The sequence below is a fragment of the Neorhizobium sp. 2083 genome, from assembly GCF_031455615.1.
In the GTDB taxonomy this organism is placed as follows: domain Bacteria; phylum Pseudomonadota; class Alphaproteobacteria; order Rhizobiales; family Rhizobiaceae; genus Neorhizobium.
Map to the genome: position 1 here is coordinate 894,299 of NZ_JAVDTC010000002.1, position 12,563 is coordinate 906,861.

Consider the following 12,563-nt stretch of genomic DNA (forward strand, 5'->3'; position numbering starts at 1 on the left):
AGGAGTATGATTTTGAGCAATGATCATGAGGTCTTCACCGGCCGCCGGGAAGACATGAGGCTTGTTACCGGCCAGGGCGCCTATACCGCCGACAAGGTGCTGGACAACCAGCTCCATGCGGCATTTCTGAGGGCAGACCAGCCGCATGCCCGCATCGTTTCGATCGATGTCGAGGCGGCACTCGCTGCACCGGGCGTCCATATCGTCCTGACCGGCAAGGATGCGCTCGAAGCCAACCTGATCGCCCCCGGCCCGCTCGTCTCCTTCCCCGGTGTCGACGGCATGAAGATCAGGGCGCCGGACCGTTACGCGCTTTCGACCGACCGTGTCCGTTTCGTCGGCGAACCGGTCGCGGTGGTTGTGGCCGACAGCGCGGAGGCGGCCGCCGACGCGGTCGAGCTGATCGCGGTCGAATACGAGGACCTGCCGGCGATCATCGACCCCGAGGCCGCCCTGCAAGACAGCGCGCCGCAGCTTTTCGACGACGTGCCCGGCAATCTGGTTTTCCTCCACGGTTTCGGCGACAAGGCAATGACCGATGAAGCCTTCGCCAAGGCCGCGCATGTCGCGGCGCTGAAGGTCGAATCGCAGCGCGTCGCCGCCAACCCGCTCGAGCTCAAATCCTTCATGGCGGCCTATGATGCCGCGACGGAGGTCTTCGACGTCTACTCCGCCAGCCAGGGCACCGGCCTTGCCGATGGTCTCGCCCGGTTCACCGGCCACCCGCCGGAAAAGGTGCGGCATCACATGGGCGATGTCGGCGGCAGTTTCGGCATCCGGGGCGCGGCCTACCCGGAATATGCGGCGATCATGCTCGCCGCCCGGAAGCTCTGTCGGCCGGTACGCTGGACCGCCAGCCGCACCGAAAGCTTCCTCGCCGATTATCACGGCCGCGCCGTCAGGTTCTCCGGCGAACTGGCCTTGAGCGAGACCGGCGAATTCCTCGGCATCCGGATGAATGTCGTCTGCGATCTCGGCGCCTATCATTCGCCGCCCGGCGCGCTGATCAACGTGCTCAACCCGATGCTGACGGGCACGGGTTGTTACCGCATCCCGGCTGTCTTCGGCCTCAACCGCCTCGCCTTCACCAATACCTCGCCGATCGCCGCCTATCGCGGCGCCGGTCGTCCGGACATCAACTATTTCGTCGAGCGGCTGGTCGATCAGGCCGCCACCGATCTCGGCATGGACCGGATCGAGATTCGCCGGAAGAACCTGATCCCCGACGACGCCTACCCCTACAAGACGCCGACCGCGGTTTACGACAGCGGCAGCTATGTGGCGATGCTGGAAGAGGCCGTCTCGATCTCCGACTGGAACGGTTTCGAAGCCCGCCGCAAGGAATCCGAACGGCGCGGCAACCTGCGCGGCATCGGCATGGGCATCTTCATCGAGCCATCCGGCGGCGGCCACATGCCGGAGGAGACCGAGATCCGCTTCGAACCGGACGGCACGCTGACGCTCTACACGCTTTCCGGCTCGGCCGGCCAGGGTCACGAAACGGTGCTGCCGCGGCTGGTCGCCAGGGAACTCGGCATCGACGAGAACCTCATCAACCTGCGCGCCAACAGCGTGCATGCGCCCCACAAGCTCAAGGGCGCCGGCACCATGGGCTCGCGCACCATGGCCTCCCATGGCGCGTCCCTGACGATCACCTCCCGCGAGGTGGTGAAAAAGGGCATGAAGCTCGCTGCCGAAGCGCTGGAGGCCTCGGAAGCCGACATCGAATTCGACCATGGCCACTACAAGGTGGCCGGCACCAACATGTCGATCTCGCTTCTGGAACTGGCGGCACGCCACGCGGGGCCGGACGGCAACGCGCTCGACACGCTGGGCTCGATCCAGCCGGAACGCAACTTCCCGGGCGGCGTGCACGTGGCCGAAGTGGAGATCGATCCGAATACCGGCGAGACCGAGGTCACTTCCTATATCGGCGTCGACGACGCCGGCCATGTCATCGACCACACGCTGCTCGAAGGCCAGATGCATGGCGGCCTCGCCCAGGGTGCCGGCCAGGTGTTCGGCGAGCATATCGTCTACGACCCGGACAGCGGCCAGATGTTGACGGCCACCTTCATGGATTATTTCATGCCGCGGGCCGATTTCATGCCCACGCCGCGTTTCTTCGACCTGCCGACGCCGTCGCCGACCAATGTTCTCGGCGTCAAGGGCGGCGGCGAGGCTGGCACGACCGGCGCGCTGCCGACCCTGATGAACGCCGTCCTGGATGCGCTGCGACAGGCGGGCGTCAGGGATTTCGACATGCCGGCCACGCCTTACAGGATTTGGGAAGCCATCCGGGCAGCGAGAGAGGACCTTCGATAAGGGCCCGATCTTGACGCATCTTGCGTCCATCCGGATGGATTGCCTGAGCACCGTACGGGAGGCTAGAGATACTTTCGACAAGATCGAACGCGAGGCCGGCGCAATGACACTGGACGACATCACCGACACCGTCATCGGCCGCGCACGGGACAAGCGGCGCTTCATCGTCGCGGTCGCCGGCCCGCCGGGCGGGGGAAAATCCACCCTCGCCGACGCCCTGCACGAGGCACTGCTGGCACGCGGCGAAACCGCCGAAGTCCTGCCGATGGACGGTTTCCACATGGACAACGGCATTCTCGAAGCCCGCGGCCTGCTGCCCCGCAAGGGCGCGCCGCAGACCTTCGATGTGCGCGGGTTCGCGGATGTCCTCAAGGCGGTGCGGCAGGGAGACGAGGAGGTTCTGGTGCCGGTCTTCGACCGCTCCAGGGAAATCGCCATCGCCTCGGCCCGCCCGATTTCGCCCGAGACCCATATCGTTCTGGCGGAAGGCAATTATCTGCTGATCGACGAAGCGCCCTGGTCGCGGCTCGCTGAGATGTTCGACTTCACGATCTTCGTCGGCCCCTCCGAAGAGGTGCTCCGCGAGCGGCTGAGGGCGCGTTGGATGCACTACGGACTGGACGAGGCGCAGATCGCCTGGAAGCTCGACGGCAACGACCTGCCGAACGGCCGCTATATCCTCGGCCATTCGCGGACGGCCGATATCAGGCTCGAAAGCTTCTGAGACGGCAGGCGTCACCTTCAGTGCCCGTATCGGCTTTGCGAACGTCTCCTATGTCCCAGGCCTCAGCGCGTGAAACGCCCGGTTAGTTTCTGGCCCGCCGCATCTGGAAAGGGTCAGGCCTGCAATTCCGTGACCTTCGGCCGGCCGGCATCCGCCTGCGCGTGTTCGGTCAGCAGATCGGCCTCGTCGACATAGGCGCTGCCCCCGACATGACCGATGACGATGCGCGAGGTCTTGCCATCGACCGAGGCCGTGAGTTCCGTCACGACCGGCGCCTCGATGGCCCCACCGTTCTCGAAGAGTTCGGTCATCGGCCGGCCGGTCATTGTCGCGGCCCGTCCGACGCCGAGGAGTTCGAGAACCGTCGGCGCGATGTCGTAGATCGCCGTGCGCGAGGCGATCACCTGCCCGCCGCTTTTCAGCCCCGGCCCTTCGCCGATCAGCACGGCCGCAAGTTCGCTCCGGTGCAGACCGCCATGCGAGCCGCCACCGAGAGGAATGCCGCTATAGCTTCCGGCATCGCAGATCGACGTGCCCGGCACGCCGAAGTCGTTGTCCGCCTCGTCGCCCTTAAGGTTGAGATAAAGATCCGGTGCACGGGGATGGGCGGCGCCGGTCAGTTCCAGCGCCAGCGTGCCCGGAAGGATGCCTTCATGCGAACCCGGCTCGATCGCCCGGGTAAAGGTCGCGCCGTACCAGGGCTGGACGGCAAGCGCATCGAAAACACCCTGCAACAGGCCCTTGTCGAACTTCCTGAGCCAGAAGCCCGGTGCGCGGCCGCGACGGTAGAGCACGTCGATGCCGTCGCCGGATCGCAGAGCCGCCGAGATACCGGCCTCCTTCAGCGCATCGCCGACCGAGATGAATTCCACGATGGTCGAATGGCCGTGGTCGGAGGTGACGAAAATGACGATTTCGTCCTTTTCGGGCTGCTTGTCGCGCCATTCCAGCAGGTTGCCGATCGCCGCGTCGCAATCACGCATCGAGGCGAGCATGCCCTCGGCGCCAAGGCCGTAGCGGTGCGAGGCGCTGTCGACTTCCGTCAGCCAGATGATCGCCGCGTCCGGCTTCCTCGCCGGCCAGACCGTATCGGAGAATACCGCGACCGCCTGCTTTTCCGCGCCACGATCGAAACCGTTCGCAGGCACCCGGTGCTGTTCGGCGATATCGACGGCCAGTTCCGGCGGAAAGCCGATCGCCGGATGGCGGACATTGTAGCCGCTCTGCCCCCAGTCGGCACCCTTCCAGTTGAGCGCCGTGAACGAACCCTGCCCGCTCGACGTCACGACGGCGAACGACCTGCCGTTCTTGGCAAGCGTTTCCGAGAGATTGGTGGCCGTCACCATGCCGCCGATCAGCCGCTTGTCTCCGGCCCGCCAGTCATGGATCGTGTCCGTGCCGGTCAGCCGTCCCGATCCGTCGCGGGCATGAAACTCATTGCCGAGCACGCCCGTGCTCGCCGGCCGCGCACCGCTGGCAAGCGCCGTCAGGGCGCCGCGGGTCTCGCTCGGAAATACCGTGCGATGGTCCTTGCTCGATACGCCCCGCGCCTTCATCGCGGCGAGATTGGGCATGGTGAGCTCGTTGATCATGTCGGGACGCAGGCCATCGATGCCCACGACGATGACGTGGAGGGCGCTGGGGCGGATGTCAGCCATTGTCATTGACCTTTTCTGCAGGTGCGGGAATCGGAAATCGTTCGCGTCGCCGGGTTCTAGGTCGCCGACATTTCAACAGCGTGACACCGCCTGAATTATCGCGCAACGAAGCCGCCGCAAACGATGCCGGAAAAGCATGGGAGGCCGCGGCGCGTCGAAGCCGCCTAGAGAGCGACCCCCGTTTCCCGGTCGAAGACATGCACCTGTTCGGCGGGGATATTGGCCTCGAACCGCGCGCCGTAGCGGGCGGGATATTCGCCGTCGACGATCGCGACAACGGGGTTGCCGGCAAGGTCGAAGACGATGTGCGTCTGCGCGCCGGTCGGTTCGACCAGCAGCGTCTGGCCAGCAAGCATGGTTCCGCCCGCGCCGGGGCTCAGGTGTTCCGGACGCAAGCCGACCTTGACCGACTGTCCACGCCTCACTTTGCGGTCCGGCGCGATGCGGATCGCGGTGCCGTCACTCAGCCGTGCGGCCGCCTCGCCACCGTCGCCATCCACGGTACCGTCGAGAATGTTCATTGCCGGCGAACCGATGAAGGCGGCAACGAAAAGGTTGGCGGGCTTCCGGTAGAGTTCCATCGGCGTACCCTCCTGCTCCACCTTCCCGTGGTTGAGCACGACGATGCGGTCGGCGAGCGTCATCGCCTCGATCTGGTCGTGGGTGACGTAGATCGACGTGGTGCCGACCTTCTGGTGCAGCTGCTTGATCTCGGAGCGCATCTGCACGCGCAGCTTGGCGTCGAGGTTGGAAAGCGGCTCGTCGAACAGGAAGACGGCGGGGTTGCGGACGATCGCCCTGCCCATGGCGACACGCTGGCGCTGGCCGCCGGAAAGCTGCGCCGGCTTGCGGTCGAGAAGCGGCACCAGATCGAGCATGCGCGCGGCCTCGGCGACGCGTTCGGCAATCACCGGCTTCGGAGTACCCGAAAGCCGCAGGTTGAAACCCATGTTTTCGGCGACCGTCATGTGCGGATAAAGCGCATAGGACTGGAACACCATGGCGATGTTGCGCTCGCGCGGCGTCAGCTCGTTGACCACGGCATTGTCGATGATGACGTCGCCGCCGGTGATTTCCTCGAGCCCCGCGATCATTCTGAGCAGGGTGGACTTGCCGCAGCCGGAAGGCCCGACCAGGGCGATGAACTGCCCGTCCTCGATCGACAGCGAAATACCGTGGATGACGTCGAGTAGGCCATAGGCCTTGCGGACTTGTCTCAGTTCGACGGATGCCATGCGAGTTACTCCGGGTCGGGGCTCAGGACTTCACCGCACCGGCGGTCAGACCGGCGATGATATGCTTCTGGGCCAGGAAGAAGGCGATGATGGTCGGCAGGATGGTGAGGGTGATGAAGGCCAGCACCAGCTGCCATTCGGTGCTGAACTCGCCCCGGTAGATCATGATGCCGAGCGGCCAGGGATAGCGGCTTTCCGAATTCAGCATGATCAACGGCACGATATAGCTGTTCCAGCTGCCGACGAAGGAGATGATGCCGACGGTGGCGATGATCGGCCGCGACAGCGGCAGCGTGATATGCCAGAAGAAGCGCATGTAGCCGCAGCCGTCCACGAAGGCCGCGTCGAAGAGTTCGGACGGCAGATTGCGGAAATAGTTGCGGAACAGCATGATGCTCATGCCCATGCCGAACGCGACCTGCGGCAGCACCACGCCCCAATATGTGTCGATCAGCCCCAGATCGCGGATGCGGATATAGAGCGGCAGGATGGCGGTCGCCGCCGGGAACATCAGCCCGATCAGGAAATAGTTGACCAAGTAATCGGTGCCGAAGAAGCGGATATGCGCGAAGCAGAAGGCAGCCATGGCGCCGAAGGTCAATGTCAGGAACACCGTCAGCAGGGCGATGATCAGCGAATTGCTCATCTGCAGCCAGTAGCGCTTGCTGACGATGATGTCCGTGTAGTTCGACCACTGCCATTCCGTCGGCAGGCCGAACGGATTGCCGCGCAGTTCGCCGAGCGTCTTGAAGCCGCCGAGCGCGGTGCTGATGAGCGGCACCACCACGATCGCGGCGACGATGATCAGCGACACGTACATGTAGACCTGGGTGCCGGCACGCAGGCGCCGGCCGGAGGTCGGGGCGCTGGCGGCATCGATGGGCTGTGCTGTCGAGATCTCAGTCATTGCGCATGAACACCCGCTTGTAGCTGAAGGCGAGCGTCACGCAGATCACGAACAGCACCACGCCGACGGCGCTGCCGAAACCGACCTGCATGCGGGTCACCCCGAAATTGTAGAGGAACGTCACCATCGTCTGCGTCGAGTTCGACGGGCCGCCGCCAGTCAGCGGCATGATCATGTCGAAGAGCTGCAGCGAGCCGACAACCGCAAAGAAGACCGAGAGCCGCACGGTGGAGCCGAGCAGCGGCAAGGTCACCAGCCGGAACTTCTGGAAACCGGTCGCGCCGTCGATATCGCCCGCTTCCAGCACGCTTTTGTCGATCGCCTGCAGGCCGGCGATGAAGAGCATCATGTGAAAGCCGAAATATTTCCAGACGACGACCCCGAGGATCGCGTACATCGCCAGGTTCCGGTCTGCCAGCCAGAATGGCGGTTCGACGCCGATGAAATGCGAAATGCCGGCGACGAGACCGAAATCCCCGTCATAGACGAAGCGCCAGATCATGCCGGCCGCCACATCCGCGAGCACATAGGGCAGGAAGAAGATCAGCCGGAAGAACAGCGCGCCCTTGATCCGGCTGGAAATCATCGTCGCCAGCCAGAGCGCCAGCGGAACCTGCACACAGAGCGAGGCAAGCACGATCAGTCCGTTGTTGATCAGCGCCTGGGTGAAGGCGCTGTTGCGGAAAATGAGCTGGTAGTTGCGCCAGCCGACCCATTGCGTCGGACTGCCATAGCCGTTCCAGTTGTAGAAGGAATACCAGGCCGCCTCGCCCATGGGCAGGATCACCAGCACCGTGAACAGAAGAAGCGCCGGCGGCAGGAACAGGATTAGCACCGGCCACTTGCTACTGGTCAGCGACCGTTTGCGGCGGCGCGAAATCGCAATTGTGTTACCGGACGGCGCTGCATTGGCAGACATCAACATATCGCTCATCGATTTTTCGAGCCTTTCAGCCTGCGCAAAATCCGCGCCAGATGAAAAAGGAACCGGCGCTCCCGAAAGGGGCAACGGGAGCGCCGGCACAGCACCTACTTGCGTTCGAGCGAGTAGGCGTCCTCGATCTGCTGCGCGGCTGCGGCCGGCTTCATGCCGGCGGAGACCACTTCGACGCTGACGTCGTTGACGATCGCGCCGACATTGGGACCGAGATCCTGGTCGAGGAAGTTCTGGTGCCAGGTTTCCTTGGCAAGTGCTTCGGCGACTTCCTTCAGCAGCGGCTTGGAGATCGCCTCGCTGGCCCCCTTGGCGACCGGCATGACCTGCGTGTCCCTGGCGAGTACCTTCTGCACGTCGAGGCTTGCCATGTAGCGGAGGAATTCTTCCGTTTCGGGCGGCGCGTTCTTGGTGACCGCCCAGCCGTTGAGCCCACCGAAACTGTCGGTGATGACGCCTGCGCCCCCGCTGACGACGGGGAACGGGAAGCGGCCGATATTGTCGTCGGCAAGGCCCTTGCGGCTCGTCGAATTCGACGCCTGGGTCGCCGGCGTGTTCTCGAAGCTCAGGATGATCGCGGCACGGCCGTCGCCGAAGGCGGCAAGCGCATCGTTCCAGGTCGCACCCAGATAACCATTCTGGAAGGGCTCGAGCTTGCCGAGTTCGGCCAGGCGCTCGCCCGCCTTGACGAAAGGCTTGCCGGCAAAGCCGTCATTCTTTCCGGCCTTCGCGTCGGCGAAGCCCTTTTGCCCGGCCTCGCGCATCGACAGGTAGCTCCAGTAGAAATGCAGCGGCCACTTGTCCCGCCCGCCGCCGGCGATCGGCGTGACGCCTGCCTGCTTCAGCGCTTTCACCGCGCCGAGGAAATCGTCCCAGGTGGCGATCTTCGAGGCATCGACGCCTGCCTTCTTGAACAGTTCCTTGTTGTAATAGAAGGAAACGAGGCCGCTCTTGGAGGGCGAGGCCCAGACCTTGCCGTCGAAGGTCAGGCCCTCGACCGCGGAAGCGTTGACCGACTTGCGCCACTCCCCTCCGTTGGCGTCGAGCGCCGCATTGATCGGCCGCAGCGTCCCGGTTTCGGACTGTGCCTTCAGCACGCCGCCACCCCAGGTGTAGAAGATGCTCGGCGCATCGTTCGACTGCAGAAGCGTTGGAAGTTTTGCCTTGAACGCCTGGTTTTCCAGAAACTGCAGCTCGACCTTGACGCCGGGATGCTTGGCTTCGAAATCCTTGGCGATCTGGTTCCAGGCCGCGAGGTTGCCCGGCACCTGTTCGACATGCATCCAGCGAATGACGCTGTCGGCCGCAGCGACGCCGGCCGTAAAGAGCCCGCCGGCCAGAGCAAGGGCCGTCGCTGAAATCAAACGCATCCTGTGGTATCTCTTGGACATTGAAGGCGCTCCTCCCAAAGCTTTATTCCTGTATCCGAATTAAATAATCAGCAAGCCTGCCGCATCTGTCAATAGCCTCCGGCCACATTGGCTGTTTCTGGTGAAATTTGCGCCGTTTGCTGCTTTTATCTATTGCAAGCCGCCCAAAATCGGCTCTAGAACAAGGCGAATTTAATTTGCACCTCGAATTAAATCGCCATCTGGTGCAAAAGCCGACGAGTGCGCAGAAGAGATGAAGACCGCCGATCCAGAACTCATGCGTGCGATGAACCGCCTCAGCGTGCTGGATACGATCCGGCGGCGCGGCCCCATCTCCCGCATCGAAATTTCCGAGCGCACCGAACTTTCCACGACCACAGTTTCCGCGATTACCGGTTCGCTGCTCGATGACGGGTTGATCCTCACGCGCCACGAGGGCGATATCCGAAACGAGGCGGTGCGCGGCCGGCCGCGGGTGATGCTGGAAGTCAATCCGGATGCCGCCCGCGTCGTCGGCGCCAAGATCGCCGCCAGCCGCATGGTCTTCGTCGTCACCAATTTCCGCGGCGACGTCCTCTCGCAGCTCACCCTGCCGATCCGGATCGACCGCCAGCCGATCGCTGTCATCGCCGACCTCGTCGAGGATGGCGTGCGCCGCTGCGTCGTCGACGCAGGCCTGTCGCTGGAGGATGTCGATACCGTCTGCCTGGGGCTTCCCGGCGTCATCGAACACCGCACCGGACATATCCGTTCGAGCCCGATCTTCCGCGACATCAATATCGATTTTGCTGCCGAAATGTCGGCGCGCCTGTCCACCCCGACGATCGTCGAGAGCGATGCGCACGCCATCACGCTCGGCCACCACTGGTTCGGCAAGGCCCGCGACCTGCAGGACATGGTGCTGATCTCGCTCGAACAGACGCTCGGCCTCGGCGTGCTGCACGGCAACCGGCTTTTCCGGGGGGCGGGCGGCCTCAGCCACAATCTCGGCGACCTCGTGCTCGGCACGGGACCCCAGGGCATCGTGCGGCTTTCCAGCCAGGCGGGCGAAAGCGCCATCCTCGGAGACCAGCAGACGGACGGACGGTTCGCCGAGGCGGTGCGGCTCGGCCGCGGCATGAGCCATGTGCAAGCGCTGATCCAGGCCGACGACGACCGCCTGATCGGCGCCGCCGTTCGCGCCGGCGAGGCCGTCGGGCTGACCATCGCCAATATCGTCACGCTGTTCGCGCCGCCGCGGGTCATCCTCGTCGGCTCCTCGCTGGCGCTGGGCGAACCGTTCCTCAACAGCCTGCGCGATGCCTATGCGCTCGCCATCCCCCCGTCGCTGAAAGGCGTCAGCGAACTCGTCTTCGACGATTCCGCCGACGACTTCTGGGCGCAGGGCGCCGCCGCCGTCGCGCTGTACGAACTCTACGAATCGCCCTGGAGCACCACCGGGCCGGCGCTCTGATGCGCAAACTTCAGCATTCTTCGGGAGGAAATCATGGATAAAGTCGGTATCGGCATCATCGGATGCGGCAATATTTCGGGCGCCTACCTGAAGGCGATGACGAGCACCTTTCCGATCCTCGATATCCGCGGACTGGCGGATCTCAACCGCGACCTGGCCGAGGCCAAGGCTTCCGAATTCAATCTCGAGGCCCGCACCGTCGAGGAGCTGCTGGCAGACCCCAAGGTCGAGATCATCGTCAACCTGACGATCCCCAAGGCCCATGTCGCCGTCGCCTTACAGGCGCTCGACGCCGGCAAGCACACCTATTCGGAAAAGCCGCTCGGGATTAATTTCGCGGAAGGGAAAAAACTGGCGGACACCGCCAAGGCCAAGGGCCTGCGCATCGGCGCCGCACCCGACACCTTCCTCGGCGGCGGCCACCAGAGCGCCCGCGAGCTGATCGACCGGGGCGTCATCGGCCTGCCCGTCGGCGGCACGGCGACCTTCATGTGCCCGGGCCACGAGCGCTGGCACCCGAACCCGGCCTTCTATTACGAGGTCGGCGGTGGCCCGATGCTCGACATGGGCCCGTATTACATCACCGACCTGGTCAACCTGCTCGGCCCGGTCTCCCAGGTCGCAGGCTTTGCGGTCACGCCGCGCCAGGAGCGCATCATCACCAGCGAGCCGCGCAACGGCGAACGGATTCCCGTGCATGTTCCGACCCATGTGGCGGGCGTCATGGCCTTTGCCAACGGCGCCGTCGTGCAGATCGGCATGAGTTTCGACGTCGCCGGCCACAAGCATGTGCCGCTCGAGGTCTATGGCACGGAAGGCACGCTGATCGTGCCGGACCCGAACCGCTTCGAGGGACCTGTCGGCTATCTGAAGAAGGGCGGCCAGTTCGAGGACCAGCCCACCACCCAGCCTTATGCGGACGGCAATTACCGGTCGATCGGCATCGCCGATCTGGCTTATGCGATCCGTTCCGGCCGCCCCCACCGGGCAAACGGCGATCTGGCGCTGCATGTGCTGGAGGTCATGGAAGCCTTCCACACGGCTTCTGCCGAAGGGCGCACGATCAGGATCACCACGGCCACGGAGCGGCCCGCTCCGCTGTCTGAATCGCTCGTCGACGGCCGGCTGGCGAAATAATTCTGGAGGACGAATAAAATGCGTGAAGCACTCATCGTATGGGGCGGCTGGAGCGGCCACGAACCGCAGGAATGCGCCGAAATCATCAAGACCATGCTCGAGGAGGACGGTTTCAAGGTCTATCTCGAACACTCCACCGAGGCTTTCGCCGATCCGTCCATCCATGATCTCAGCCTCATCGTGCCGATCATGACCATGTCGAAGATCGAGAAGGAGGAAGTGAAGAACCTTGCCGCAGCCGTCGAGAACGGCGTCGGCATCGCCGGTTATCACGGCGGCGCGGGCGATGCGTTCCGTGAATCGGTCGACTACCAGTTCATCATCGGCGGCCAGTGGGTCGCCCATCCCGGCAACATCATAGACTACACGGTCAATATCACCCGCCCGGACGATCCGCTGATGGAGGGGATCACCGATTTCCCCTACACGTCCGAGCAGTATTACATGCATGTCGACCCGTCGAACGAGGTGCTGGCCACCACCACGTTTACCGGCGACCACGCCTACTGGATCGACGGCGTCGTCATGCCGGTGGTCTGGAAGCGCAAATACGGCAAGGGCCGCGTCTTCTATTCGTCGCTCGGCCACCAGGCGAAGGAATTCGCCGTGCCCCAGATGAAGACGATCTTTAGGCGCGGGGCGAACTGGGCGGCGCGGTAAGACGGAACTGCGGCTTCGCCTCTGGCCGATCTCCCCCCTTGAGGGAGAGATGCCCGGCAGGGCAGAGGGGGGCGCCTCCAGATATCTATCGACTATTGAGTTTGCCGCACTGTTGATACCCCCTCTGTCACCTTCGGTGACATCTCCCCCTCAAGGGGGG

10 protein-coding genes are annotated in these 12,563 nt (G+C 64.1%); 5 read left to right on the plus strand and 5 right to left on the minus strand.

All coding sequences use genetic code 11. The features are described 5' to 3' along the window. The first annotated feature begins 12 nt into the window (after positions 1 to 12). Together J2X76_RS12550 and J2X76_RS12555 are read left to right on the plus strand one after the other, a co-directional pair. The gene (locus J2X76_RS12550; protein ID WP_310216415.1) at positions 13 to 2,325 is read left to right on the plus strand and encodes a xanthine dehydrogenase family protein molybdopterin-binding subunit; all 2,313 of its coding nucleotides are present in this window, start codon (positions 13 to 15) and stop codon (positions 2,323 to 2,325) included. A gap of 103 nt (positions 2,326 to 2,428) precedes the next feature. Beyond that, positions 2,429 to 3,049 carry a nucleoside triphosphate hydrolase gene (locus J2X76_RS12555; protein ID WP_310216417.1) on the plus strand — a complete coding sequence of 207 codons (621 nt, stop codon included), beginning with the start codon at positions 2,429 to 2,431 and terminating at the stop codon, positions 3,047 to 3,049. A gap of 113 nt (positions 3,050 to 3,162) precedes the next feature. Here the strand turns inward: J2X76_RS12555 and J2X76_RS12560 are convergent, their stop codons facing one another. The 5 genes from J2X76_RS12560 to J2X76_RS12580 all read right to left on the minus strand — a co-directional run bounded on the left by J2X76_RS12560 (position 3,163) and on the right by J2X76_RS12580 (position 9,153). Beyond that, on the minus strand, positions 3,163 to 4,707 hold the full coding sequence (locus J2X76_RS12560) for an alkaline phosphatase family protein (protein ID WP_310216419.1): 1,545 nt from the start codon (positions 4,705 to 4,707) through the stop codon (positions 3,163 to 3,165). Between the two features lie 164 nt (positions 4,708 to 4,871). After that, a complete protein-coding gene (locus J2X76_RS12565; RefSeq protein ID WP_113127968.1) occupies positions 4,872 to 5,942 on the minus strand; it encodes an ABC transporter ATP-binding protein in 1,071 nt (356 codons plus the stop codon). Between the two features lie 22 nt (positions 5,943 to 5,964). Continuing rightward, on the minus strand, positions 5,965 to 6,762 hold the full coding sequence (locus J2X76_RS12570; RefSeq protein ID WP_113127998.1) for a carbohydrate ABC transporter permease: 798 nt from the start codon (positions 6,760 to 6,762) through the stop codon (positions 5,965 to 5,967). Between the two features lie 79 nt (positions 6,763 to 6,841). Beyond that, positions 6,842 to 7,783, minus strand: a complete 942-nt coding sequence (locus tag J2X76_RS12575) for a sugar ABC transporter permease (protein WP_310216423.1) — start codon at positions 7,781 to 7,783, stop codon at positions 6,842 to 6,844. A gap of 95 nt (positions 7,784 to 7,878) precedes the next feature. Further along, positions 7,879 to 9,153 (minus strand): extracellular solute-binding protein, encoded by a 1,275-nt coding sequence (locus J2X76_RS12580; RefSeq protein WP_310216425.1) that lies wholly within the window; start codon positions 9,151 to 9,153, stop codon positions 7,879 to 7,881. A gap of 253 nt (positions 9,154 to 9,406) precedes the next feature. Here J2X76_RS12580 and J2X76_RS12585 point away from each other — a divergent pair, with 253 nt between their 5' ends. The 3 genes from J2X76_RS12585 to J2X76_RS12595 are packed head-to-tail and all read left to right on the plus strand — an operon-like array spanning position 9,407 to position 12,403. Beyond that, entirely contained in the window at positions 9,407 to 10,606 is a 1,200-nt protein-coding gene (locus tag J2X76_RS12585; protein WP_113127970.1) for an ROK family transcriptional regulator, read from the plus strand. A gap of 33 nt (positions 10,607 to 10,639) precedes the next feature. Further along, complete coding sequence (locus J2X76_RS12590) at positions 10,640 to 11,743, plus strand: Gfo/Idh/MocA family oxidoreductase (RefSeq protein WP_310216428.1); 1,104 nt, start codon at positions 10,640 to 10,642, stop codon at positions 11,741 to 11,743. An 18-nt stretch (positions 11,744 to 11,761) separates the two neighbouring features. Next, positions 11,762 to 12,403 (plus strand): ThuA domain-containing protein, encoded by a 642-nt coding sequence (locus J2X76_RS12595; protein ID WP_113127972.1) that lies wholly within the window; start codon positions 11,762 to 11,764, stop codon positions 12,401 to 12,403. The last annotated feature ends 160 nt before the right edge of the window (positions 12,404 to 12,563 follow it).